Raw genomic sequence first — 23572 nt, 5'->3', positions numbered from 1 at the left:
TCCCGCACCAGGACCACCCGGCCGAAACCGTATGTTCCTACAATGCGTGATTGTGGCCGAACAGATCGTAGTCTTCGCAGCCGGGCGGCCCTAGCTTGTGCGGCGTGCAGCGACCGCAGGCCCAGCAGCCCACGCCCACCCCGCCCTTCAACGCCCCCGCCGCCCGCCGGCTGCGGGCCGCGCTCGGTATGGGGCCCGAGCATGTCGCGTACGGGCTGAGAGCCTCGTACGGGCTCCCCTATGTGACCCCCGGCCTCGTCACCGACTGGGAGCGCGGTGCCACCGCTCCCAGCGTGCCCGAACTCGCCGCGCTCGCGGGGGTGTTGTGGTGCTCGCCGGGCGAACTCATCGGGGCGCCCCGGACCCTGCGGGAGCACCGGGTCGCGCGCGGTGTCGCCCCGGAGGACGTCGCCCGTACCGTCGGCCTCGAACTCCTCGCGTACCAGCGGATGGAGGAGAGCGACGAGTGGCGCGGCACGGACCGGCAGTCCGCCGCGCTCGCCGACCTGCTGGAACTCTCGCTGCCCGACTTCGTCACGGTGACCGGCCGCGACGGGAAACTCGCCGAGCTGCTGCGCAGCGCGGTGAAGACGCGCCGCCAGGCGTACGCGCGCCCACTCGCCAAACTGGTCCCGCTGGAGCGGCGGCTGCTGGAGGACACCCTCGGGGAACTGCACGCCCACTACCAGTCCCTGATGGCCGCCACCCTGAGCTGGGCAGACGGCCCCGCGGCCACCGAAGCCGACGAGTCGGGCCAGGACTTCCTCGCCCACATCGTCCACCACTTCTGGTCGACGGTACGCCGCCTCACGCACTGACTCTTGGGTTCCGGGCCCGACGCGACGGGCCCGGAAGCCCGTCCGGGCCGGTCCTAGAAGACCGACTCCGCCTCGTCCATCCGGTCCTTCGGGACCGTCTTCAGCTCGGTGACCGCCTCGGCCAGCGGGACCATCTCGATGTCGGTGCCGCGCAGGGCGGTCATACGGCCGAAGTCGCCGCGATGGGCGGCCTCCACGGCGTGCCAGCCGAAGCGGGTGGCGAGGACCCTGTCGTACGCGGTGGGCGTGCCGCCGCGCTGGATGTGGCCGAGGATGACCGGCTTGGCCTCCTTGCCGAGGCGGCGCTCCAGTTCGTAGGCGAGAGCCGTGCCGATGCCCTGGAAGCGCTCGTGACCGAACTGGTCGATCGCGCCATGGCCGTAGTCCATGGTGCCGTCGGCCGGGTGCGCGCCCTCGGCCACGCACACCACGGCGAACTTCTTGCCGCGCGCGAAGCGCTCCTCGACCATCTTGACCAGGTCGGCGGGGTCGAAGGGGCGCTCCGGCAGGCAGATGCCGTGGGCGCCGGCCGCCATGCCGGACTCCAGGGCGATCCAGCCCGCGTGGCGGCCCATGACCTCGACGACCATCACACGCTGGTGGGACTCGGCGGTCGTCTTCAGACGGTCCATCGCCTCGGTGGCCACGCCGACCGCGGTGTCGAAGCCGAAGGTGCGGTCGGTGGAGGAGATGTCGTTGTCGATGGTCTTCGGGACGCCGACGACCGGCAGGCCCGCGTCGGAGAGCATCCGGGCGGCGGTCAGGGTGCCCTCGCCGCCGATCGGGATCAGCACGTCGATGCCGAACTCGATCGCCATGTCCTGCGCGTTCTCGCAGGCCTCGCGGAGCCGGTCGCGCTGGAGGCGGGAGGAGCCGAGGATGGTGCCGCCGCGGGCGAGGATACCGCTGACCGCGTTGAGGTCGAGGCTGCGGTAGTGGCCGTCGAGCAGGCCCGCGTACCCGTCCTCGAAGCCGATGACCTCGTCGCCGTACTGGGTGACCGCTCGGTGCACGACCGACCGGATCACTGCGTTCAGGCCCGGGCAGTCGCCGCCTGCGGTGAGAACTCCGATACGCATCGTGCTGTGTCTCCTGCTCGCTGTTGATACGTGTGAGCTCATCCGATTGTTTCACGCTCCCGGAGCACCGTCGCTCCCGCGCCCTCACCCCGCTCCAGGGCGGGCGCGAGGCGGGCCGTCCGCCCGCCGTCCGCTCCACTCCGGGTGGGCGGCTTAGCCACCCACGGAGGTATTGTCAAGAGGATTCTGCTCACCCTAATGGGTAGCGACCCCCTGGGGGCGAGTGGCCTGAGCGACGGAACGGAGAGCATGCGTGACGCGCAGCGTGTACGTGACCGGGATCGACCGCGGCGACGGCCGTCAGGTCGTCGAACTGGGGGTCATGGAGCTGCTGACCCGCCGGGTCGACCGGGTGGGAGTGTTCCGCCCGCTGGTGCACGACGGCCCCGACCGGCTCTTCGAGCTGTTGCGCGCCCGCTACCGGCTCACCCAGGATCCCGCGACCGTCTACGGCATGGACTACCACGAGGCGTCCGCGCTCCAGGCCGAACAGGGAACCGACGAGCTGGTCTCGACGCTGGTCGACCGCTTCCACGCGGTGGCGCGGGAGTACGACGTCGTCCTCGTCCTGGGCACGGACTTCGCCGCCACCCAGCTGCCCGACGAGCTCTCGCTCAACGCGCGCCTGGCCAACGAGTTCGGCGCCTCGGTGATTCCGGTGGTCGGGGGCCGGGGGCAGACCGCCGAGTCCGTGCGGGCCGAGACCCGCAACGCGTACCGCGCGTACGACGGGCTGGGCTGCGACGTCCTCGCGATGGTCGTGAACCGGGTCGCCCCCGAGGACCGCGCCGAGATCCACGAGCGGCTGGACTCCCGGCTGCCCGTGCCCTGTTGGGTGCTGCCCGACGAACCGGCGCTCTCCGCGCCGACCGTCGCCCAGATCACCCACGCCCTCGGCGGCACGGTGCTGCTCGGCGACGGCGCCGGGCTCTCCCGGGACGCGCTCGACTTCGTCTTCGGCGGGGCGATGCTGCCGAACTTCCTGGCCGCCCTGACCCCGGGCTGCCTGGTCGTCACTCCCGGCGACCGCGCCGACCTGGTGGTGGGCTCGCTCGCCGCGCACAGCGCCGGGACGCCCCCGATCGCCGGTGTGCTCCTCACCCTGAACGAGCGGCCCAGCGACGAGATCCTCACCCTGGCCGCCCGTCTGGCCCCCGGCACCCCGGTCGTCTCGGTGGCCGGCACGAGCTTCCCGACGGCCGCCGAACTCTTCGCCCTGGAGGGCAAGATGAACGCGGCCACGCCCCGCAAGGCGGAGACCGCGATCGGCCTGTTCGAGCGGTACGTGGACACAGGCAACCTCCTCAAGCGCGTCTCCGCGCCGAGCAGCGGCCGGGTGACGCCGATGATGTTCGAGCACAAGCTGCTGGAGCAGGCCCGCTCCGACAAGCGGCGCGTGGTGCTGCCCGAGGGCACCGAGGAGCGGGTGCTGCACGCGGCCGAGGTGCTGCTGCGGCGCGGCGTGTGCGATCTGACGCTGCTCGGCCCGGTCGACCAGATCCGCAAGAGGGCCGCGGACCTCGGGATCGACCTCACGGGATGCCAGCTCGTCGATCCGCAGACCTCGGCGATGCGGGACCGCTTCGCCGAGAAGTACGCGGGGCTGCGCGCCCACAAGGGCGTGACGGTCGAGCTGGCGTACGACGTCGTCTCGGACGTCAACTACTTCGGCACGCTGATGGTCCAGGAGGGCCTGGCCGACGGCATGGTCTCCGGCTCGGTGCACTCCACGGCCGCCACGATCCGTCCGGCCTTCGAGATCATCAAGACGAAGCCGGACACGAAGATCGTGTCGTCGGTCTTCTTCATGTGCCTGGCCGACAAGGTCCTCGTCTACGGCGACTGCGCCGTCAATCCGGACCCGAACGCCGAGCAGCTGTGCGACATCGCCATCCAGTCGGCGGCCACCGCCCGGCAGTTCGGGGTCGAGCCCCGGATCGCCATGCTCTCGTACTCCACCGGCACGTCCGGCAGCGGAGCGGACGTCGAGAAGGTGCGCGAGGCCACCGACCTGGTCCGGCTGCGCCGCGACGACCTCATGATCGAGGGCCCGATCCAGTACGACGCCGCCGTGGAGCCGTCCGTCGCGGCGACCAAGCTGCCCGGGTCGGAGGTGGCCGGGCAGGCGTCCGTGCTGATCTTCCCGGACCTCAACACCGGCAACAACACGTACAAGGCCGTGCAGCGCTCGGCCGGCGCGATCGCCGTCGGCCCGGTGCTGCAGGGGCTGCGCAAGCCGGTCAACGACCTCTCCCGCGGCGCGCTCGTCGGGGACATCGTCAACACCGTCGCCATCACGGCCATCCAGGCCCAGGCCCAGCCACGGACCCCCGCCCCGCACCCGCACTCGTCGCAGGAGACCACCGTCAAGTGAGCGCCACCCGCGTCCTCGTCCTGAACTCCGGCTCGTCGTCGGTGAAGTACCAGCTGCTCGACATGCGCGACACGAGCCGGCTCGCCGTCGGCCTCGTGGAGCGCATCGGCGAGCGGACGTCGCGGCTGCGGCACACCCCGCTGATGCGCGGCGGTGACAGCCGGGAGACGAACGGGCCGATCGCGGACCACGAGGCCGCGCTCAAGGCCGTCGCCGACGAGCTGGCCCGGGACGGGCTCGGCCTCGACTCGGCCGAGCTGACCGCGATCGGGCACCGCGTGGTGCACGGCGGCAGGCGGTTCACCGAGCCGACCGTCGTCGACGACGCCGTGCTCACCGAGATCGAGCGGCTGATCCCGGTGGCGCCGCTGCACAACCCGGCCAACCTGACCGGCCTGCGGACGGCGATGGCCCTGCGTCCCGACCTGCCGCAGGTCGCCGTCTTCGACACCGCCTTCCACACGACGATGCCGGAGTCCGCCGCGCGCTACGCGATCGACGTGGAGACGGCCGACGCGCACCGGGTGCGCCGCTACGGCTTCCACGGCACCTCGCACGCGTACGTGTCCCGTGAGACGGCCCGGCTGCTCGGCAGGGCGCCCGAGGACGTCAACGTCATCGTGCTGCACCTGGGCAACGGGGCATCCGCGTCGGCCGTGCGGGGCGGGGTCTGCGTGGACACCTCGATGGGGCTGACCCCCTTGGAGGGGCTGGTCATGGGTACGCGTTCAGGAGACCTCGACCCTGCCGTCATCTTCCATTTGATGCGGGTCGGGAACATGTCCGCCGACGAGATCGACGTCCTGCTGAACAAGAGGAGCGGTCTGGTCGGACTGTGCGGTGACAACGACATGAGGGAGATCCGCCGCCGGGTGGACGCGGGGGACGAGCGGGCCCGGCTCGCCTTCGACATCTACATCCACCGGCTGCGGAAGTACATAGGCGCCTACTACGCGGTGCTGGGCCGGGTCGACGCCGTCGCGTTCACGGCCGGGGTGGGCGAGAACTCCGCCCCGGTGCGCGAGGCCGCCGTCGCGGACCTCACGGAGCTGGGGCTGGCGGTCGACGGCGAGCTGAACGCCGTACGGGCCGACGGGCCGCGGCTGATCTCGCCCCCCGGCGCGCGGGTCGCGGTCGCCGTGGTGCCGACCGACGAGGAACTGGAGATCGCCACGCAGACGTACGCACTGGTCGGCGGTGGGGACGCCGCTCCGCACGCGCGCCCGTGAGGCCGTCGTGACGACCGGACGCCCGCCGCGCCTCCCGGGAAGTCCCGCGACCGGGCGCCCCGCCCCTCGGCGTCCGCCCGCCACCCCTCGCCGTCCGTCCGCGAACCGCCGCCGGGTCGTGATCTCTGCCACACCTGAGCGCGCACCCGCCCATTTGTATCTTCCGCCAGACGGAATATTCCGCAGCGAAACAAACCGATAGGATCGCCCCATGCGCCGTTCCAAAATCGTCTGCACTCTGGGCCCAGCCGTCGACTCTCACGAGCAGCTCGTCTCGCTGATCGAGGCGGGCATGAACGTGGCCCGCTTCAACTTCAGCCACGGCACCCACGCCGAGCACCAGGGGCGGTACGACCGCGTCCGGGCCGCCGCCGCCGAGACCGGCAGGGCCATCGGCGTCCTCGCCGACCTCCAGGGCCCGAAGATCCGTCTGGAGACCTTCGCCGAGGGCCCCGTCGAGCTGGTGCGCGGTGACGAGTTCACCATCACCACCGAGGACGTCCCCGGTGACAAGACGATCTGCGGGACCACGTACAAGGGTCTGCCCGGTGACGTCTCCAAGGGCGACCAGGTCCTGATCAACGACGGCAACGTCGAGCTGCGCGTCGTCGAGATCGTCGGCCCCCGGGTGAAGACGGTCGTCATCGAGGGCGGTGTCATCTCCGACCACAAGGGCATCAACCTGCCCGGCGCCGCGGTGAACGTGCCCGCGCTGTCCGAGAAGGACATCGAGGACCTGCGCTTCGCCCTGCGGATGGGCTGCGACCTGGTCGCGCTCTCCTTCGTCCGGGACGCCCACGACGTGAACGACGTCCACAAGGTGATGGACGAGGAGGGCCGCCGGGTCCCCGTCATCGCCAAGGTGGAGAAGCCGCAGGCGGTGGAGAACATGGAGGCCGTCGTGGCGGCCTTCGACGGCGTCATGGTCGCCCGCGGCGACCTGGCCGTCGAGTATCCCCTGGAGCGGGTCCCGATGGTGCAGAAGCGCCTCGTGGAGATGTGCCGCCGCAACGCCAAGCCGGTGATCGTCGCGACCCAGATGATGGAGTCGATGATCACCAACTCCCGCCCCACGCGCGCCGAGGCGTCCGACGTGGCCAACGCGATCCTGGACGGCGCGGACGCGGTCATGCTGTCGGCGGAGTCGAGCGTGGGCGCGTACCCGATCGAGACGGTCAAGACGATGTCGAAGATCGTCGTGGCCGCCGAGGAGGAGCTGCTCTCCAAGGGCCTGCAGCCGCTGGTCCCGGGCAAGAAGCCGCGCACGCAGGGCGGTTCGGTGGCCCGCGCGGCCGCCGAGATCGCGGACTTCCTGGGCGGCAAGGGCCTGGTGGCCTTCACCAAGTCCGGTGACACCGCCCGCCGGCTCTCGCGCTACCGCGCGGCCCAGCCGATCCTGGCCTTCACCACCGACGAGGGCACCCGCAACCAGCTGGCGTTGAGCTGGGGCGTCGAGTCGCACATCGTGCCGTTCGTGAACAGCACCGACGAGATGGTCGAGCTGGTCGACCAGGAGCTGCACAAGCTCGGCCGGTTCGACGACGGCGACGTCCTGATCATCACCGCCGGTTCGCCCCCCGGCGTCCCCGGCACCACCAACATGGTGCGCGTCCACCACCTGGGCGGCACCGGCCGCGACTGACGCCGGCCGGGCCCGCCCCGCGCGGGCGGGCGGGCCACCGCCGCCGTTACGCCACTGAGGGCGCCCCCTGTGCGACAGGGGGCGCCCTCAGTGGCGTACGCGGGACGTGCGGCCCGGGAAAGGGGCCGGGGACCGTGTCAGTCCGTCGTGTACTGGTGCATCCCGGGGAGGGTCAGCGTGCCGCCGAACTGGCCGGCCTGGACGACCTTCACCTTCGTGAAGTAGATCAGCGGGATGTTCAGCGGCGGCGGGTTGTCCGGGTCGAAGGTGACCGGGATCAGGCCGAGCAGGTTCCCGGAGATGCTCTCCGTGTACATGACCGTCTTGCCGTCGCGGATGGTGGACGTCGTGCCCTTGCCCGCCTGGACGTGGTAGGTCTTGCCGGACTGCTTGTCGATCACCGTCTGGTGCAGATCCCCGATGTCGGTGCCGTCGGAGATCACGTACTTGAGGACCTTCTTGACCGTGCCGTTGGCGGTCTTCACCTTCACGACGCCCTGGTAGTCGGCGCCCTTGAGGAGCAGGGAGCTGGCGTTGAGGTACCAGGGGTCGTCGGGCAGGGCGACGGTCTTCTCGACGCCGCCCTCGTCGTCGGTGGCGGCCGGGCAGTCGGCCGGGTCCGTGGTGGAGCTCGCGGACGGCGAGGGGGTCGCGGTGGCCTCGCCGGCCGCGTCCTTCACCTTGTCCGCGGTGTCCTTCACGCTCTCGGACGCCTTGTCGGTGGTGTCCTTCACGGTGTCCTTCACCGTGTCGGTGACCTTGTCCGTGGTGTCCTTGACGGGGTCCGACGCGTCCTCGCTCGCGCTCGCCGAGGGGGACGGCGTGGGGGAGGCCGTCTCCTTGTCGTCGGGCGTGAAGATGTCCTTGAGGGCGTCGCCGACGCCCAGCGGGTCGAGCGGGTTGGTGGTCTTGGACGGCGACGGGGCGGGCGTGGCCTTCTCGTCGCTGCTCTGGGACTCCTTGCTCGCGGACGGCGACGGCGTGGGCTCGGCCTTGTCGTCGGAACCTGAATCCGGCGAAGAGGTCGTGTCCGGGGTCGCCGTGGCCGACGGCTCGTCCTTGCCGTCCGAGGCGTCGTCACTCGCGGAGGCGGAGGGCGACGGCGTCGCCGACGCGTCCTTCTCGTCGGCGCCGTCCACGGCCTCGACGCACGCCTGGTACTCCTCGGCCGTCAGACTCTTGGACGATCCCGACCCGTGGTCGTCGGCGAGGGCGAGTGTCGGCGTGAGTCCCATGCCCATGAGGACCGCCGTGGGCATCGCCGCCAGGGCTATCGCCTTGCCGGCCGGGACGTGGAACCTGGTGAACAGCGGCTTCCTCGGGGCCGCGTGGCGCGGCCCGGTTCTCACCCGGGACTCGTCCACGTCAGTCCCCTGGGTCGCCTCGTCAGCCGGCACTGTGCCTCCCGTTCGCCCCGTTGGCCGGGCTCGTTCCTGACAGATCGTTCGGCCGGTCCCACCCGTCCTCGGGCCCGGGGGCCGGGCTCTCGGGGGCGGCCAAGGTGTGCGGGCCGTGCGGGCTGTGCGGGGTGCCGGGAGCGCCGTCCTCGCCCTTGTCGACGGGGACGGCCTTACCGGCCTCCTCGTCACCGGGCACCCAGGCGACCGCCATCGCTCCGCCGATCATGGCGAACAGGAATCCGATGAGGAAGCCGCCGAGGTTGGAGACCGGGATGGAGACCAGCGCCAGCAGGATCGCCGCGACTCCGGCGAAGGTCCGTACGTGCTTCTGGAACCAGAGGCTGACACCCAGCACGACGAGGAGCACGCCGATGATCAGGGAGCCCGCGCCCGCGGTGGTGGACATCGCGAGCGTCAGATGCCCGATCTGGAGGTTCGCGTACGGGAAGTAGGCGATGGGGAGACCGCCGAGCATGACGAACAGTCCTGCCCAGAAGGGGCGCTGTCCCCTCCAGGTGCGGAAGTTCCGCCGGAATACTCGGAGATAGTGCTCGTCATGCCCGGGTGACTCGGCGCTCATGGAAACGGCTCCCTGGAACGGCTCTGCTGTGGGAAGTACAGCGTGGTACGGAAAGGGGCGGGGCGGGCGGGGCGGCAGAGGCCGGCCCGCCCGTCCCTGGAGTGCCTAGTAGCACTCCTTGACACCCGTGGACAGCGACATGTGCAGGCCGCTGAGCTTGAAGGTGCCGGCGGTGGTGGCCCACGCCGTCTGCTTCACGTCGGTCAGCGTGGCCGACTCGGCCTGCTGGGCGAACCCGTAGGGGTTCGCCTGGTCGCCCTTGGAGATGCCCGGACCCTTGTTGGCGTCCTTGGCAGCCACGCCGATGTCGATGCCACGGAAGGTGGCGTCGGCGTTGAGGTCGGCGACGTCGATGTAGAGGTTGTCGGCCTCAACCGGCGTGCCGCCGCCGCCCGCCTTCAGGATCAGGCTGACCGATCCGAGCAGCGGGATGTCCGGGGTGACGACGGACTGGCACATGTTCGTGATCTTGGCGTTCTTGAACCCCGAGACCGCGACCGGGTGCGCCGTCTTCTCACCCTTGAGGGTGTACCCCGAGTCAATGGCTCCGTACTGAGAGAAGCCCGTACCGTCGAGCCGGTCGGCCGTCACCTTGAACGACTGCCCGGACACGCTGAACGACGCGGCGAGAGCACCCTGCGCGAGGGCCACACCTATCGCTGCCGTGGCGGCCACACTGGGCACCATCACGACGGCGAACCGCTTCCATCTGGTCCCGCCACGCACCTGGGACTCCATATTTCCTCCTTCTCGGACGTACATCTCCTGGCCCTGACTGCCACTTTCGGCGGCTCAGCCGGGCAGGGATGGGAGAAGTGCTACGTCCTCGGGAAGGAGAGCGCCCGATCTCAGCGGCACGCTGCGCGTGCCCGTTTCACCGGCGATCACCCCCGAGCGACAACCACTGGTCGTGCCTGACACGCGTCACGCGCAACCTGCCGGACAGGCTCCGCCGAGCGGCGAAGACCCCCCTGTCCAAGGGACGGCGCCACTGCCGCCGCCCCTGCCCGGTGGGGACCCGAAAACCCCTTGACCCGATTGGCTGTCGGATCAGGGGAATGGACCGAGCGTGGCCGATCGTGGTGCATTCTCGCCGCCCGCACAAGGGGGTTCGTTACTCGCTAGTAACGGCCGGATAACCGTGCATCGACCCGCCGACGCCGCCCGGCGACGGAGGGTTGCCTTTAGGGGGAATGCATAGCGGTTGATTCCTGGACAGAAGAAGACAGAACAACCGCTCTGACTTACTCCAAGTAACAGCGGCCGCGTTTACCAAGTTTTGGTAAAGCGCGGCCGCGTGGCGATCTTCTGGCGAATGTTTCACCCGGGCGTCACAGGCCCTGGCGTTTAGGGACAGGTCAGAACAGCGCCCGCGCGAGGGCCCGGCGCGCCGCGATCACCCGCGGATCCTCGGCCCCCACGACCTCGAACAGCTCGATCAGCCGCAGCCGCACCGCGTCCCGGTCGTCCCCCGCCGTGCGCCGCACGGTGTCGATGAGCCGCCCGAACGCGTCCTCCACGTGCCCGCCCACCAGGTCCAGGTCGGCGGCCGTGATCTGCGCCGCCACATCGGCGGGCCTGTCGGCGGCGTCCTTGCGCACCTGCTGCGGGTCCAGCCCCTGCACCCGGCCCAGCAGTTCGGCCTGCGCGAGCCCGAGCTTCGCCTCGGTGTTGCCGGGGTCGTCGCTCAGCACGTTCTTGTAGGCCTGCACCGCACCACCGAAGTCGCCCGCGTCCAGGGCCCGGACGGCCGCCTCCAGCAGCACGTCGTACGGCCCCGCCTGGACCTCCTCGGCCGGCCCGCCCGCGGGCGCCCCGGCGGCCGGGTCGACGGTCAGGCCGGTCAGGCCGAAGCGCTCCTCCGCCACCTGCACCAGCTGGTCCAGGGTCCCCCTGATCTGCTGCTCGCTCGCGGCCCCCTGGAAGAGGGGCAGCGCCTGGCCGGCGACGACGGCGAACACCGCCGGGATCCCCTGGACCCCGAACTGCTGCATCAGCATCTGGTTGGCGTCGACGTCGATCTTCGCCAGCAGGAGACGCCCGCCGTACTCGACGGCCAGCCGTTCCAGCACCGGGCTCAGCTGCTTGCACGGCTCGCACCACTCGGCCCAGAAGTCGATGACGACCGGAACCTCGTTGGAGCGCTGCAGTACGTCGCGCTCGAAACCCGCCTCGTCTACGTCGATGACGAGGCTCGACGGAGAGACGGCTCCGCCCCCGCCGCCCTGCCTGGCCGCTTCGGCGCGCGCCTGCTCCGCCTTCGCCTTGGCCTCCTGGGCCGCCTTCACCGCGGCGAGGTCGACGACTCCGCTCATGGACATGTTCCGTGGCTGCATGAGTACATCCTCCCCCTTCCGCGCGTACGAAAGAAAAGCACCGTGAAAGCCAGGTGCGGCGTGCGGTCCTCGGCGGCGCCCGGTCCCCACCCGGCGCCTGTGGTCGTCGCTTTCGCTACAGGTCGTAGCGTAACTGCACCGGGACGCCGTTGTCCGCCCCACGCCGGTGATCTGCCTCACCACGCCACGGAATGGCCGGATATAGGGTCCGGGCATGCCGAGCCGCCCTTCCGCCCCCCGTACGGGACGTCCGCGCAGCGCCGCCGCCGACGCCGCGATCCTGGAGGCGACGCGCGCGGCACTGGTCGAACTCGGCTGGTCCAGGCTGACGCTGGGAGACGTGGCCACGCGGGCCGGGGTCGCGAAGACGACGCTCTACCGGCGCTGGGCCGGCAAGAACGAACTGGTCGTGGACGCGGTCGCCGTCCTCTTCGACGAGCTGGAACTCCCCGACCTCGGCAGCCTCGCAGCGGACATCGAGGGCGTCGTCCACCAGTTCGCGGCGATCCTGGACCGGCCCGAGGCGAAGACGGCGCTGATGGCCGTGGTGGCGGAGGCGACGCGGGACGCCCCGCTGCGGGAGCGGATCCGGACCTCGATCGTGGAGCGGCAGAAGCGGCTCGTGGTGGAGGGGCGGGCGCGGGCGACGGCGCGGGGGGAGCTCCCCGAGGAGCGGGACGCGGACTCCGCCGCGCGCACGGCCGATCTCATCTTCGACGTGGTCGCGGGAGCGGTGGTCCACCGGACCCTGGTCAGCGCGGAGCCCGCGGACCCGGAGTGGGTCCGCGGGCTCACGGGGATGCTGCTGTACGGACTGGCCGGAGGGCGGGACAGCCCCTCCGGCGTTTGAGGAGCAGCGCCCGGGGCGGAGCCCGGGAAGCGGCGGAGGGGGCCGGAAAAGGTCAGAAGCCCGCCGGCTCCGTGTAGACACCCCACTCCTCGCGGAGCACCCCGCAGATCTCGCCCAGGGTCGCCTCCGCCCGCACCGCGTCCAGCATCGGCGCGATCATGTTCGACCCGTCGCGCGCCGCGGCGAGCATCGCGTCCAGCGCGGAGCGCACCGCGCCCTCGTCCCGCCCGGACTTGCGCCCGGCGAGCTCCCGGACCTGCTCCCGTTCCACCTCGTGGGAGACGCGCAGGATCTCCAGGTCGCCGGTGACCGAACCGTGGTGGACGTTGACGCCCACGACCCGCTTGTCGCCCTTCTCCACGGACCGCTGGTACTGGAAGGCGGACTCGGCGATCTCGCCGGTGAACCAGCCGTCCTCGATGCCCCGCAGGATCCCGGAGGTGATCGGGCCGATCGGGTGCTGCCCGTCGGGGTGCGCCCGCTGCCCCCGCTCCCGGATCTGCTCGAAGATCCGCTCGGCGTCGGCCTCGATCCGGTCGGTGAGCTGCTCGATGTACCAGGAGCCGCCCAGCGGGTCGGCGACGTTGGCGACGCCGGTCTCCTCCATCAGCACCTGCTGCGTACGCAGCGCGATCTCCGCCGCCTGCTCGGAGGGGAGCGCGAGGGTCTCGTCGAGGGCGTTGGTGTGCAGCGAGTTCGTACCGCCGAGGACCGCGGCGAGCGCCTCCACGGCCGTCCGCACCACGTTGTTGTACGGCTGCTGCGCGGTCAGCGACACACCCGCGGTCTGGGTGTGGAAGCGCAGCCACTGCGCCTTCTCGGACGTCGCGCCGTACACGTCCCGCATCCAGCGGGCCCAGATCCTGCGCGCCGCGCGGAACTTCGCGATCTCCTCGAAGAAGTCGACGTGCGCGTCGAAGAAGAAGGACAGCCCGGGTGCGAACACGTCCACCTCGAGCCCGCGCGACAGGCCCAGCTCCACGTACCCGAACCCGTCGGCGAGGGTGTACGCCAGCTCCTGCGCGGCCGTCGCACCCGCCTCGCGGATGTGGTAGCCGGAGACGGACAGCGGCTTGTACGCCGGGATCCTCTCGGCGCAGTGCTCCATCAGGTCGCCGATGAGGCGCAGATGGGGCTCGGGCTCGAAGAGCCACTCCTTCTGCGCGATGTACTCCTTGAAGATGTCCGTCTGCAGCGTGCCGTTGAGGACGGCCGGGTCGACGCCCTGCCGCTCGGCCGCGACCAGGTACATGCAGAAGACGGGCACGGCGGGCCCGCTGATCGTCATCGACGTGGTGACGTCGCCGAGCGGGATGTCCTTGAAGAGGACCTCTATGTCGGCCGCCGAGTCGATGGCGACGCCGCAGTGCCCCACCTCGCCCAGCGAGCGCGGGTCGTCGGAGTCGCGGCCCATCAGGGTCGGCATGTCGAACGCGACCGAGAGTCCGCCGCCGCCGTTGGCGAGGATCTTCTTGTAGCGCTCGTTGGTCTGCTCGGCGTTGCCGAAGCCGGCGAACTGCCGGATGGTCCACGTGCGCCCGCGGTACCCGGTGGCGTACAGCCCGCGCGTGAACGGGTACTCGCCGGGCCAGCCGATCCGCTCGAAGCCGTCGTAGGCGTCACCGGGCCGGGGCCCGTACACCGGCTCCACGGGATCGCCGGAGAGCGTGGTGAAATCCGCGTCGCGCTTGCGCGCGGTGTCGTAGCGGGCCTGCCAGCGACGGCGGCCTTCCTCTATGGCGTCAGCGTCCATACCCACGAATTTACTAGGACGTCCAAGTAAATGTCGATGGGAAACCGCTGTGACCCTCGCCGACGGCGCTCACCGCGACGCCGGCCGGGGGTTCACAGCGGCGCGGATCACGCCTTGGCGACCGCCGGGGAGTCCTCGGCGACCTTGGACTCCAGCTCGCGGGAGACCTTGCGCTCCACGAAGAAGGCGGCGGTGGGGATCGTGCCGGCGATGAGCACCCACAGCTGCTTGCCGACCGGCCACTTCGCCTTGGAGCCCAGGTCGAAGGCGAACACCAGGTACACGACGTACAGCCAGCCGTGCGCGATGCCCACGACGCGGGTGAAGTCCGCGGCGCCGTCCATGTCGAGCAGGTACTTGGCGATCACGCCGAGGGTCAGCAGGACCAGCAGCACACCGGTGACGTAGGCCATGACGCGGTAGCGGGTCAGCACGCTTTTCTTCATGGACACGAGCGTAACCGGCGCTTTCGCACGATCTTCGGCAGCCCCGCCCCGCCCCCGGTACGCGTCCTCGCGCGTACCGGCACGGTCACTCCTCGTCGAAGTCGTGGGCGGCGACCCGCAGCGGGCGCAGCATCGCGAAGACCTCCTCGCACTCCTCCGCGTCGTACGCGCCGAGCCCGAAGTCCATCGCCATCAGGTCGCGGGTGGCCGCGTCGCAGACCTCGCGGCCCTTGTCGGTGATGGAGGCCAGGGTGCCGCGCCCGTCGTTGGGGTTGGGCCGCTTGGCGACGAGGCCGGAGCGCACGAGGCGGTCCACGGTGTTGGTCACGGACGTGGGGTGCACCATGAGCCGCTCGCCGATCTTGGACATCGGCAGCTCGCCCTCCTTGGAGAAGGTGAGCAGCACCAGTGCCTCGTAGCGCGCGAAGGTCAGCCCGTACGGCTTGACGACCGAGTCGACCTCGGAGAGCAGGATCTGGTGCGCGCGCATGATCGAGGTGATCGCGGCCATGGAGGGCACGGATCCCCAGCGCCGCTTCCAGAGTTCGTCGGCGCGGGCGATGGGATCGAAGGCAAGGCTGAGCGGCTTCGGCACGGCAGAGACCTTACCGGCCGGTCACATGGTGGTCAGCCCCGTCTCGCCCTTCGGTCCGAGGGGCGAGGGGCTACGGGTGAAGGGCGACGGACGAGGGGCCGCCCGGCGCTCAGGCCGACAGATGACGCTCCACGGTCTCCACCTTGGACGTGAGGCCGTCGGTCACGCCGGGGCGGATGTCCGCCTTCATGACGACGGAGACGCGGGGCGCGCGGGCCTCGACCGCGGCGACGGCGCGCTTCACGACGTCCATCACCTCGTCCCAGTCGCCCTCCACCGAGGTGAACATGGCGTCGGTGCGGTGGGGCAGCCCCGACTCGCGGACGACCCGGACGGCGTCGGCGACGTACTCCCCCACGTCCTCGCCGACACCGAGCGGTGTCACGGAGAAGGCGACGATCACGTCTTCACGATCCCTTCCCGGCGGGCGCGCGAGGCGATGACCGCGCTCTCGGCCTCGCGCGTGAGCCTGCGCTCGGCGAAGAAACCGCCGGTCGGCAGCACGGAGAGGACGAAGTAGAGAGCCGCGGTCCCCAGGGGCCACTTCGCGCGGTTCCAGGCGTCGGCCCAGAAGATCACGTAGAGGACGAAGAGGACGCCGTGGATCGCGCCCATGACGGGCACCGCGTTGAAGTCCGTGGTCCGCTTCAGGACCGAGCAGACGAGCAGCAGCAGGAAGGAGACGGCCTCGGGGGCCGAGACCAGGCGGAGGCGGCGGAGGGCGGTGGCGGTCTTTATGTCCACGGGTCACCTTCGGTGGATCGGGTCGTCGGCCCGGTCGGTGGCCGGGCTCTTCGCGGGTCTGTCGTGCGGGGCTGTCGCGCCTGATCTTGTGAAGGAAAGCACAAGCGCCGTCCCATTGTGGCACCCGGCGCGCCCCCGGCCTGGCCCGGGGTGTCGGGGGCTGTGCGGCGACGGGCCCGACGGCTACCTTCGCACCGTGGCGATGTTCCGACTTCAAGGCAGCAAGGTGCTGGCCGTCGACATGACCGGGGACGCCGTGAAGGCGAAGAACGGCTCCATGGTCGCGTACGACGGGCAGATGGCCTTCAAGAAGCTGAGCGGCGGCGGTGAGGGCATCCGGGGGATGGTGACCCGGCGGCTCACCGGCGAGCAGATGATCATGATGGAGGTGAAGGGACAGGGGACCTGCTGGTTCGCCGACCGGGCCTCCGAGATCAACCTGGTGAGCCTCCGGGGCGACAAGCTCTACGTCGAGTCGAGCAACCTGCTCGCGACGGACGCGGGGCTGCGCACGGGGACGTCGTTCACCGGGATGCGGGGGGCCTCGCAGGGCAACGGGCTGTTCACGACGACCGTCGAGGGGCACGGGCAGGCGGCGATCATGTCGGACGGTCCGGCGGTGGTGCTGCGGGTGAGCGCGCAGTACCCGCTGACCGTCGATCCGGGCGCGTACGTCGCGCACCAGGGCGACCTCCGGCAGTCGTTCCAGTCCGGCGTGACGTTCCGCACGTTCCTGGGCGAGGGCGGCGGCGAGGCGTTCCAGATCCGCTTCGAGGGCGACGGCCTGGTCTATGTGCAGCCCAGTGAGCGCAACACGATCGCGGGTGATGTGTGACATGCCGTTCCGTGAGGTCAACTCGAAGATGGTCGAGGCGACGGTGCTGCCCGGTCAGCGCATGTTCAGTCAGCGCGGGGCGATGCTCGCGTACAAGGGCGAGGTGTCCTTCACGCCCAACACGCAGGGCGGGCAGGGCGGTGTGATGTCGATGATCGGCCGCCGCCTGGCGAACGAGGCGACGCCGCTGATGAGCGTCGAGGGCTCCGGCACCGTGCTGTTCGGGCACGGCGGCCACCACATCCAGGTGATCGCCCTGACGGGCGAGACCCTGTACGTGGAGGCGGACCGGCTGCTCGCCTTCGACGGGACGCTCCAGCAGGGGACGATGTTCATGGGGTCGCAGGGCGGCGTCATGGGCATGGTGCGCGGCCAGGTGACGGGCCAGGGCCTGTTCACCACGACGCTGCAGGGTCACGGCTCGGTCGCCGTGATGGCGCACGGCGGCGTGATCGAGGTCCCGATCGCCCCGCAGCGCCCGGTGCACGTCGATCCGCAGGCGTACGTGGCGCACCACGGCGACGTGCGCAACAAGCTGTCCACGGCGCTCGGCTGGCGGGACATGGTGGGCCGCGGCTCGGGCGAGGCGTTCCAGCTGGAGCTGAGCGGCAGCGGCGCGGTGTACGTCCAGGCCTCGGAGGAGAAGCTGTGAGCGCGTACGGAACCCACGGCGGCCCGGTCGTCCACGACCCCCTGACGCTGCCGGCCGACGACAACGTCAACAACTACACCTTCTGCGTGGAGCTCAAGGGGAGCCAGTGGTTCCTGCAGAAGGGGAAGATGATCGCGTACTACGGCTCGATGGAGTTCAACGGCGTCGGGCACGGCCGGCTGGACCGTCTGGTGCGCACTTCCTTCCATTCGCCACTGCACGCGAGCGACTGGGTCGTGGCGGAGGGCTCGGGCAAGATGCTCCTCGCCGACCGGGCCTTCGACGTCAATTCGTACGACCTGGATGAGGGCAACCTGACCATTCGCTCGGGCAACTTGCTTGCTTTTCAGCCAAGTCTCGCGCTGAAACAATCAATCGTGCCCGGCTTCCTGACGCTGATCGGAACGGGCAAGTTCGTGGCGGCGTCGAACGGCCCCGTGGTCTTCATGGAACCACCGATCCGGGTGGACCCCCAGGCGCTCGTCGGGTGGGCCGACTGCCCGTCCCCCTGCCACCACTACGACCATGGGTACATGACCGGCGTAATGGGCGGTCTACGTGCGATGACGGGCCTCGGCGGGGCGTCCGGCGAGGAGCACCAGTTCGAGTTCGTGGGGGCCGGCACGGTGCTGCTGCAGTCCACCGAGACACCGATGCCCGAGCAGGCGACGGGAGGCACCCCGCAGCAGCCCGGGGTGCCGGGCGGCGGCGGAGCGCCGGGACCGCACGGAGCGCAAGGCGGCTCACCGCGCCTTCCCGGACAGCTGGGGGACCTCCAGCGTCGCTTCGGGCTGTGAGCGGTAGTCTGCGGAGTGTGACGTCGAACGCGTGCACGCAGTCACAAACGCCCTCACTAGTTCACCTTTCAACATTTTAGGTAGACTGCATACATGGAGACAGAGACGGCCACACGCTGGCTGACCGATGCGGAGCAGTGCGCCTGGCGTACCCACCTGGAGGTCAACAGGCTGTTGACGTACCAGCTCGAGAAGGATCTACAGCCGTTCGGCCTGACGATGAACGACTACGAGATCCTGGTGAACCTCTCCGAGTCGGACGACGTCCGCATGCGGATGAGCGACCTGGCGTCGGCCACCCTCCAGTCCAAGAGCCGCCTGTCGCACCAGATCACGCGGATGGAGAACGCGGACCTGGTGCGCCGTGAGAACTGCGAGTCCGACCGGCGGGGGCTGTACGCGGTCCTCACCGACCACGGCATGGAGACGATGCGGAAGGTCGCGCCGCACCATGTGGCCTCCGTCCGCAGGCACTTCATCGACCTCCTCTCCCCCGAGGACATGGACTGCCTCCACAAGTCGCTCCAGCCGATAGCGCAGCACCTCAGGGGTCAGCGCGGCAAGCCGTAGCCTCCGGCCGGGGTGCGGGCCGCCCACCCTGCCGTGGTGGGTCGGGGCCGTGCCGGTACATCCGGCCGCCGTTCCCGGGCACTCGGGTCCGCCTTCCAGCGGGCCCGCGGAGTGACCGGCTGTGCGGCGGCCATGCGATGTACCGGCACGGCCCCTTCCGTGTGCAGGCGGCTCACCCGCCGTGGGGGTGCTGGTCTCAGGCGGTGGTGGGCGTCGGCATCCTGCTCCCGGCGGGTACCGCCGCCGCCAGCAGGGCCACCGTGCCGGCCAGGGCGAAGCACAGGCCCAGCGGGGCGTGGGTGACCAGGAGGCCCACCGTTGCCGCGCCCGCCGAGCCGCCGGCGTTGACGGCGGTGTTGACCCAGGCGCCGGCCTGGGTGCGGAAGCCGGGCGGGGCCGACTCGTCGGCGATCAGGTAGGCCGTGGTCAGCGCCGGAGCGACGAACAGCCCGGCGCAGGCGACGGCCACGGTCAGGGCGAGCAGGCCCGGCGCCAGGCCGGCCGCTGCCAGCGCGAGCCCCAGGCCGGCCGCGAGCAGCGGCAGGCGTACCCGGGCGTTCGTACGCCACTCGAAGGCGCCGTTGAGCAGACCGCCCAGCGCGCTGCCCGCCGAGAGCGCCGCGAGCACCCAGGCCACCACGTCGTCCCCGTGGTGCCGCTGCTCCGCGAAGGCGACGACGAGCAGGTCGACGGCTCCCAGCGACAGCCCGACTCCCCCGGCCACGACGACGGGCTGAAGGAGCGCGCGCCCGCCCCGCGGCCGCCGCGCGGACTTCACCGCGGGCGTGGGCCGGACGCCGCGGACGACCGGGGACGAGACGAAGGCGAGCGTGCCCGAGGCCACCAGTACGGCGCTCAGCGCGACCCCCGCGGCGGGCGGGGCGAACCTCAGCAGGCCTCCCACCACCAACGGCCCGGAGACGAAGAGCACCTCCTCGGCGACCCCGTCCAGGCCGTACGCGCGCTGCAACAGCGCCTTGTCCCGGACGACTTCGCCCCACACGGCACGCATCGTCGGACCGAGGGGCGGCGTGCAGGCACCGGCGGCGACGGCGGCGCCCGCCACCAGGGCCACCGGGGCGCCCGGACGCCAGCTGACCGCCGCGAGCACTGCGAGCAGCGACGCGTACGACATGGCCATGGGCCCCAGGGCGCGCCGGGGACCGTACCGGTCGACGAGCGCCGCCCGTGCCGGTGACAGCAGCACGCTCATGACGCCGAACAGGGCCATGACGGTGCCGGCCACGACGTACGAACCGGTCGCCCGGTTCACGGCCAGCATCATGGCGAGCGAGACCGTCCCGTACGACAGCCGTCCCAGCAGGGCGGCGCCGAAGGTCCGGCGGGCATGGGAAAGACGGAGAACCGCGGCATACGAGGGCCGCGAGGATGACGCAGACATGCGTGAAGTTCCTCAACGAGTGGCAACAGGGGACGCCTGAGTGCCGCGACGACAGCACCTGTCGACCGCGGCCCCGTACGGGCCCTACGCCAAAAGAAGGAACATGCCCGCCAACCTACCAGCCGGCCAACGGCACGACAGCGGAGAAATCGCCCCACCGAGGGCCCCACTCATGGGCAGTGGGCGCGACCCGGCACGGCAGGAGAGCCGCCCACGAGCGGAAGGGGCCGTGCCGGTACATCAGATGGCCGCCGCATAGCCGGTCACTCCGCGGGCCCGCTGGAAGGCGGACCCGAGTGCCCGAGAGCGGCGGCCGGATGTACCGGCACGGCCCCGACCCACTACCCGGGGTGGGCGACCCGCACCCCCGCCGGCAAGGCGACCCGCACCCCCGCCGGAGAGGCGCCCGCCCCGGCCCGCCACCGGGCTCAGGCGTTCGCGCCCCCGCCGGAGGTCACGCCGGCCACCAGTTCGTCCGCCGCCCGGTACGGGTCCAGCGTGCCCGCGACGATGCGTTCCGCCAGCGCGCTCAGCCGGCGGTCGCCGTGCAGGTCGCCGATGCGTTCGCGCAGCGCGGTGACGGCGATGGTCTCGACCTCGCGGGAGGCGCGGGACAGCCGGCGTTCGGCGAGGACGCCGCGTTCCTCCATCCACGCCCGGTGCTTCTCCAGCGCCTCCACGACCTCGTCGACGCCCTCGCCGCGCGCGGCGACGGTCTTGACGATCGGGGGCCGCCAGTCGCCGGGCCCGCGGGACTCGCCGAGGCCGAGCATGTGGTTCAGCTCTCGCGCGGTCGCGTCCGCTCCGTCGCGGTCGGCCTTGTTGACGACGTAGACGTCGCCGATCTCCAGGATTCCGGCCTTGGCCGCCTGGATGCCGTCGCCCATGCCGGGGGCGAGCAGGACCACCGACGTGTCGGCCTGGGAGGCGATCTCCACCTCTGACTGTCCGACGCCGACGGTCTCGACGAGGACCACGTCGCAGCCGGCCGCGTCGAGGACGCGGATGGCCTGCGGCGCGGCCCAGGCGAGCCCGCCCAGGTGCCCCCGCGTCGCCATCGAACGGATGTACACGCCCGGGTCGGAGGCGTGGTCGGACATCCGGACGCGGTCGCCGAGCAGAGCGCCCCCGGAGAACGGGGACGAGGGGTCGACGGCGAGGACGCCGACCCGCTTGCCCTGCCGGCGGTACGCGCTGACGAGCGCCGACGTGGACGTCGACTTGCCCACGCCGGGAGAGCCCGTCAGGCCCACCACGTACGCCCCGCCGGTCAGCGGGGCCAGCGCCTCCATCACCTCACGCAGCTGCGGGGAGGCCCCCTCCACCAGGGAGATCAGCCGGGCCACGGCTCGCGGCCGGCCTTCCCTGGCCTGGGCCACCAGTGAGGAGACGTCCTGCATCACAGCTCCGTTCCGAGTCGTTGTTCGTACCGGCGAAGAGGCCGGGTCAGGCCTTGGGCACGCGCACGATCAGCGCGTCGCCCTGGCCGCCGCCGCCGCACAGGGCGGCCGCGCCGACGCCGCCGCCGCGCCGCTTCAGTTCGAGGGCGAGGTGCAGGACGAGCCGGGCGCCGGACATGCCGATGGGGTGGCCGAGGGCGATCGCGCCGCCGTTGACGTTCACCTTGTCGGTGGAGACGCCGAGGTCCTTCATCGACTGGACGGCGACCGCGGCGAAGGCCTCGTTGATCTCGACGAGGTCGAGGTCCTCGACTCCGAGGCCCTCCTTCTTCAGCGCGTGCAGGATGGCGTTCGACGGCTGGGACTGGAGGGAGTTGTCGGGTCCCGCCACATTGCCGTGGGCGCCGATCTCGGCGATCCACTCCAGGCCGAGTTCCTCGGCCTTGGCCTTGCTCATCACGACGACGGCGGCCGCGCCGTCCGAGATCTGCGAGGAGGTGCCGGCCGTGATCGTGCCGTCCTTGGTGAACGCGGGCCGCAGCCTGCCGAGGGACTCGGCGGTCGTCTCGGCGCGGATGCCCTCGTCCTTGCTGAAGACGACGGGCTCGCCCTTGCGCTGCGGGATCTCCACGGGGGTGATCTCGGCCTCGAAGACGCCGTTCTTCTGGGCGGCGGCCGCGCGCTGGTGCGAGAGGGCGGCGATCTCGTCCTGCTCGGGGCGGGCGATGCCCAGCCGCGTGTTGTGCTTCTCCGTCGACTCGCCCATGGCGATGTTCTCGAAGGCGTCGGTCAGACCGTCGTGCGCCATCGCGTCGAGCATCTCGATCGCGCCGTACTTGAAGCCCTCGCGGGACTTCGGCAGCAGGTGCGGGGCGTTGGTCATGGACTCCTGGCCGCCGGCGACGACGACGTCGAACTCACCCGCACGGATGAGCTGGTCGGCGAGGGCGATCGCGTCGAGCCCGGAGAGGCACACCTTGTTGATCGTGAGCGCCGGGACGCTCATGGGGATGCCCGCCTTGACCGCGGCCTGCCGCGCCGGGATCTGCCCCGCCCCGGCCTGCAGGACCTGGCCCATGATCACGTACTGCACCTGGTCGCCGCCGATGCCCGCGCGGTCGAGGGCGGCCTTGATCGCGAAGCCGCCGAGGTCGGCTCCGGAGAAGGACTTCAGCGAGCCGAGCAACCGTCCCATCGGGGTGCGGGCACCCGCGACGATCACGGAGGTCGTGCTGTTCGTTCCAGACATGAGGTGCGATCCCCTTCCAGCTTGCACAGCTGAGGAGTGAACGAGTCGGGAGGTCTGAGAGATCCCCCGGATGAGGGTGTACTTGACTGTGGTGAACGAGGGTTTACTTGAATGTACTGAGCGGTACGCCACCCGTCACCCGGCGGCGAGTGTGATCGCGCGCACGTTGCGTAACCACCTCCGGTAGCGCTGGACTGATTCCATGCTGACGCGAATCGACCACATCGGGATCGCCTGCTTCGACCTCGACAGGACTGTCGAGTTCTACCGGGCGACATACGGCTTCGAGGTGTTCCACTCCGAGGTCAACGAGGAGCAGGGCGTCCGGGAGGCCATGCTCAAGATCAACGAGACGTCCGACGGCGGCGCCTCCTACCTCCAGCTGCTGGAGCCGACCCGCGAGGACTCCGCGGTGGGCAAGTGGCTGGCCAAGAACGGCGAGGGTGTCCACCACATCGCCTTCGGCACGGCGGACGTGGACACCGACGCCGCCGGCATCAAGGAGAAGGGGGTCCGGGTCCTGTACGAGGAGCCGCGCACGGGTTCGATGGGCTCGCGGATCACGTTCCTGCATCCGAAGGACTGTCACGGTGTTCTGACAGAACTGGTCACTTCGGCGGCCGTTGAGTCACCTGAGCACTGACTCCCGTATATCTGGGCCGGTAGGGTTGGGGGCGGCCGTCGCCTTGCCGGGGCGGCCGAGGTCTCGTCGGCGACGGGACCGAGGGCCGGGGTCCAGGTTTCGGGGGACGAGCGTCGGGGCAGCAGCCCATGCTCCGTCGTTGATCTGACACCATTCCCCGGGGGCCCCGTTCGGCGGA

23 protein-coding genes are annotated in these 23572 nt (G+C 70.8%); 10 read left to right on the top strand and 13 right to left on the bottom strand.

Annotated features, from left to right (window positions below; genetic code table 11):
• Positions 1–104: 104 nt before the first annotated feature.
• Entirely contained in the window at positions 105–818 is a 714-nt protein-coding gene (locus ACFY93_RS20880; protein ID WP_391361030.1) for a helix-turn-helix domain-containing protein, read from the top strand.
• A gap of 53 nt (positions 819–871) precedes the next feature.
• On the opposite strand, the gene ACFY93_RS20875 is transcribed toward ACFY93_RS20880, so the two are convergent.
• On the bottom strand, positions 872–1897 hold the full coding sequence (locus ACFY93_RS20875) for an ATP-dependent 6-phosphofructokinase (RefSeq protein WP_391361028.1): 1026 nt from the start codon (positions 1895–1897) through the stop codon (positions 872–874).
• Between the two features lie 253 nt (positions 1898–2150).
• Between ACFY93_RS20875 and pta the strand changes: the two genes are divergently transcribed.
• The 3 genes from pta to pyk all read left to right on the top strand — a co-directional run bounded on the left by pta (position 2151) and on the right by pyk (position 7142).
• The gene (gene pta, locus ACFY93_RS20870) at positions 2151–4271 is read left to right on the top strand and encodes a phosphate acetyltransferase (RefSeq protein ID WP_391361025.1); all 2121 of its coding nucleotides are present in this window, start codon (positions 2151–2153) and stop codon (positions 4269–4271) included.
• Positions 4268–5500, top strand: coding sequence for an acetate/propionate family kinase (locus tag ACFY93_RS20865; protein ID WP_391361023.1), 1233 nt, complete (start codon positions 4268–4270; stop codon positions 5498–5500). The genes pta and ACFY93_RS20865 overlap by 4 nt, the downstream gene beginning before the upstream one ends.
• 211 nt (positions 5501–5711) lie before the next feature.
• Positions 5712–7142 (top strand): pyruvate kinase, encoded by a 1431-nt coding sequence (gene pyk / locus ACFY93_RS20860; RefSeq protein ID WP_391361020.1) that lies wholly within the window; start codon positions 5712–5714, stop codon positions 7140–7142.
• 137 nt (positions 7143–7279) lie between these two features.
• Here the strand turns inward: pyk and ACFY93_RS20855 are convergent, their stop codons facing one another.
• From ACFY93_RS20855 to ACFY93_RS20840, 4 genes are all read right to left on the bottom strand, one after another.
• The gene (locus tag ACFY93_RS20855; RefSeq protein WP_391361018.1) at positions 7280–8539 is read right to left on the bottom strand and encodes a hypothetical protein; all 1260 of its coding nucleotides are present in this window, start codon (positions 8537–8539) and stop codon (positions 7280–7282) included.
• Positions 8529–9122, bottom strand: a complete 594-nt coding sequence (locus tag ACFY93_RS20850) for a DUF6114 domain-containing protein (RefSeq protein WP_391361015.1) — start codon at positions 9120–9122, stop codon at positions 8529–8531. The genes ACFY93_RS20855 and ACFY93_RS20850 overlap by 11 nt, the downstream gene beginning before the upstream one ends.
• A 105-nt stretch (positions 9123–9227) precedes the next feature.
• The gene (locus tag ACFY93_RS20845; RefSeq protein WP_391361013.1) at positions 9228–9860 is read right to left on the bottom strand and encodes a DUF6230 family protein; all 633 of its coding nucleotides are present in this window, start codon (positions 9858–9860) and stop codon (positions 9228–9230) included.
• A 620-nt stretch (positions 9861–10480) separates the two neighbouring features.
• Positions 10481–11458 carry a tetratricopeptide repeat protein gene (locus ACFY93_RS20840; protein ID WP_391361010.1) on the bottom strand — a complete coding sequence of 326 codons (978 nt, stop codon included), beginning with the start codon at positions 11456–11458 and terminating at the stop codon, positions 10481–10483.
• Between the two features lie 214 nt (positions 11459–11672).
• On the opposite strand from ACFY93_RS20840, the gene ACFY93_RS20835 reads away from it, so the two are divergent.
• The gene (locus ACFY93_RS20835) at positions 11673–12308 is read left to right on the top strand and encodes a TetR/AcrR family transcriptional regulator C-terminal ligand-binding domain-containing protein (RefSeq protein WP_391361006.1); all 636 of its coding nucleotides are present in this window, start codon (positions 11673–11675) and stop codon (positions 12306–12308) included.
• A 52-nt stretch (positions 12309–12360) separates the two neighbouring features.
• Here the strand turns inward: ACFY93_RS20835 and ACFY93_RS20830 are convergent, their stop codons facing one another.
• The 5 genes from ACFY93_RS20830 to ACFY93_RS20810 all read right to left on the bottom strand — a co-directional run bounded on the left by ACFY93_RS20830 (position 12361) and on the right by ACFY93_RS20810 (position 15846).
• Complete coding sequence (locus ACFY93_RS20830; protein ID WP_391361003.1) at positions 12361–14061, bottom strand: methylmalonyl-CoA mutase family protein; 1701 nt, start codon at positions 14059–14061, stop codon at positions 12361–12363.
• 107 nt (positions 14062–14168) lie between these two features.
• Complete coding sequence (locus tag ACFY93_RS20825) at positions 14169–14507, bottom strand: DUF3817 domain-containing protein (RefSeq protein ID WP_391361001.1); 339 nt, start codon at positions 14505–14507, stop codon at positions 14169–14171.
• Positions 14508–14592: 85 nt separating this feature from the next.
• Positions 14593–15102, bottom strand: a complete 510-nt coding sequence (locus tag ACFY93_RS20820) for a MarR family transcriptional regulator (RefSeq protein WP_391361000.1) — start codon at positions 15100–15102, stop codon at positions 14593–14595.
• A 109-nt stretch (positions 15103–15211) separates the two neighbouring features.
• Positions 15212–15505 (bottom strand): MTH1187 family thiamine-binding protein, encoded by a 294-nt coding sequence (locus ACFY93_RS20815; protein WP_391360997.1) that lies wholly within the window; start codon positions 15503–15505, stop codon positions 15212–15214.
• On the bottom strand, positions 15502–15846 hold the full coding sequence (locus ACFY93_RS20810; RefSeq protein WP_391360994.1) for a DUF3817 domain-containing protein: 345 nt from the start codon (positions 15844–15846) through the stop codon (positions 15502–15504). Before ACFY93_RS20810 ends, ACFY93_RS20815 begins: the two co-directional genes overlap by 4 nt.
• 202 nt (positions 15847–16048) lie before the next feature.
• On the opposite strand from ACFY93_RS20810, the gene ACFY93_RS20805 reads away from it, so the two are divergent.
• The 4 genes from ACFY93_RS20805 (at position 16049) to ACFY93_RS20790 (ending at position 18700) form a co-directional block, all read left to right on the top strand.
• Positions 16049–16681: an AIM24 family protein gene (locus ACFY93_RS20805; protein ID WP_391361102.1), complete on the top strand. Its 633-nt coding sequence runs from the start codon at positions 16049–16051 to the stop codon at positions 16679–16681.
• 1 nt (position 16682) lies between these two features.
• Positions 16683–17333 carry an AIM24 family protein gene (locus ACFY93_RS20800; protein WP_391361099.1) on the top strand — a complete coding sequence of 217 codons (651 nt, stop codon included), beginning with the start codon at positions 16683–16685 and terminating at the stop codon, positions 17331–17333.
• Positions 17330–18130 (top strand): AIM24 family protein, encoded by an 801-nt coding sequence (locus ACFY93_RS20795; RefSeq protein ID WP_391360992.1) that lies wholly within the window; start codon positions 17330–17332, stop codon positions 18128–18130. The genes ACFY93_RS20800 and ACFY93_RS20795 overlap by 4 nt, the downstream gene beginning before the upstream one ends.
• Positions 18131–18223: 93 nt before the next feature.
• Positions 18224–18700 (top strand): MarR family transcriptional regulator, encoded by a 477-nt coding sequence (locus ACFY93_RS20790; protein ID WP_391360989.1) that lies wholly within the window; start codon positions 18224–18226, stop codon positions 18698–18700.
• A 196-nt stretch (positions 18701–18896) separates the two neighbouring features.
• Here ACFY93_RS20790 and ACFY93_RS20785 read toward each other — a convergent pair whose 3' ends face one another.
• The 3 genes from ACFY93_RS20785 to ACFY93_RS20775 form a co-directional block, all read right to left on the bottom strand.
• The gene (locus tag ACFY93_RS20785) at positions 18897–20102 is read right to left on the bottom strand and encodes an MFS transporter (protein WP_391360986.1); all 1206 of its coding nucleotides are present in this window, start codon (positions 20100–20102) and stop codon (positions 18897–18899) included.
• A gap of 428 nt (positions 20103–20530) precedes the next feature.
• Positions 20531–21502, bottom strand: a complete 972-nt coding sequence (meaB, locus tag ACFY93_RS20780; protein WP_391360984.1) for a methylmalonyl Co-A mutase-associated GTPase MeaB — start codon at positions 21500–21502, stop codon at positions 20531–20533.
• A 46-nt stretch (positions 21503–21548) separates the two neighbouring features.
• Positions 21549–22751 (bottom strand): acetyl-CoA C-acyltransferase, encoded by a 1203-nt coding sequence (locus ACFY93_RS20775; RefSeq protein ID WP_391360981.1) that lies wholly within the window; start codon positions 22749–22751, stop codon positions 21549–21551.
• 202 nt (positions 22752–22953) lie between these two features.
• Here ACFY93_RS20775 and mce point away from each other — a divergent pair, with 202 nt between their 5' ends.
• Positions 22954–23394 carry a methylmalonyl-CoA epimerase gene (mce, locus tag ACFY93_RS20770; RefSeq protein ID WP_391360980.1) on the top strand — a complete coding sequence of 147 codons (441 nt, stop codon included), beginning with the start codon at positions 22954–22956 and terminating at the stop codon, positions 23392–23394.
• Positions 23395–23572 lie beyond the last annotated feature (178 nt).

This window comes from Streptomyces sp. NPDC008313, assembly GCF_042956125.1.
Classification (GTDB): Bacteria; Actinomycetota; Actinomycetes; order Streptomycetales; family Streptomycetaceae; genus Streptomyces.
Note: the sequence above shows the minus strand (reverse complement) of the source record. Positions and strands in the feature narration are given on the sequence as shown.

Excerpts from the sequence above, each read along its gene's own strand:
- pyk (WP_391361020.1), top strand. The coding sequence starts at position 5,712 with ATGCGCCGTTCCAAAATCGTCTGCACTCTGGGCCCAGCCGTCGACTCT.
- mce (WP_391360980.1), top strand. The coding sequence starts at position 22,954 with ATGCTGACGCGAATCGACCACATCGGGATCGCCTGCTTCGACCTCGAC.
- ACFY93_RS20840 (WP_391361010.1), bottom strand. The coding sequence starts at position 11,458 with ATGCAGCCACGGAACATGTCCATGAGCGGAGTCGTCGACCTCGCCGCG.
- ACFY93_RS20875 (WP_391361028.1), bottom strand. The coding sequence starts at position 1,897 with ATGCGTATCGGAGTTCTCACCGCAGGCGGCGACTGCCCGGGCCTGAAC.
- ACFY93_RS20785 (WP_391360986.1), bottom strand. The coding sequence starts at position 20,102 with ATGTCTGCGTCATCCTCGCGGCCCTCGTATGCCGCGGTTCTCCGTCTT.
- ACFY93_RS20835 (WP_391361006.1), top strand. The coding sequence starts at position 11,673 with ATGCCGAGCCGCCCTTCCGCCCCCCGTACGGGACGTCCGCGCAGCGCC.
- ACFY93_RS20790 (WP_391360989.1), top strand. The coding sequence starts at position 18,224 with ATGGAGACAGAGACGGCCACACGCTGGCTGACCGATGCGGAGCAGTGC.
- ACFY93_RS20805 (WP_391361102.1), top strand. The coding sequence starts at position 16,049 with ATGTTCCGACTTCAAGGCAGCAAGGTGCTGGCCGTCGACATGACCGGG.
- ACFY93_RS20825 (WP_391361001.1), bottom strand. The coding sequence starts at position 14,507 with ATGAAGAAAAGCGTGCTGACCCGCTACCGCGTCATGGCCTACGTCACC.
- ACFY93_RS20850 (WP_391361015.1), bottom strand. The coding sequence starts at position 9,122 with ATGAGCGCCGAGTCACCCGGGCATGACGAGCACTATCTCCGAGTATTC.
- ACFY93_RS20800 (WP_391361099.1), top strand. The coding sequence starts at position 16,683 with ATGCCGTTCCGTGAGGTCAACTCGAAGATGGTCGAGGCGACGGTGCTG.
- meaB (WP_391360984.1), bottom strand. The coding sequence starts at position 21,502 with ATGCAGGACGTCTCCTCACTGGTGGCCCAGGCCAGGGAAGGCCGGCCG.
- ACFY93_RS20775 (WP_391360981.1), bottom strand. The coding sequence starts at position 22,751 with ATGTCTGGAACGAACAGCACGACCTCCGTGATCGTCGCGGGTGCCCGC.
- ACFY93_RS20830 (WP_391361003.1), bottom strand. The coding sequence starts at position 14,061 with ATGGACGCTGACGCCATAGAGGAAGGCCGCCGTCGCTGGCAGGCCCGC.
- ACFY93_RS20845 (WP_391361013.1), bottom strand. The coding sequence starts at position 9,860 with ATGGAGTCCCAGGTGCGTGGCGGGACCAGATGGAAGCGGTTCGCCGTC.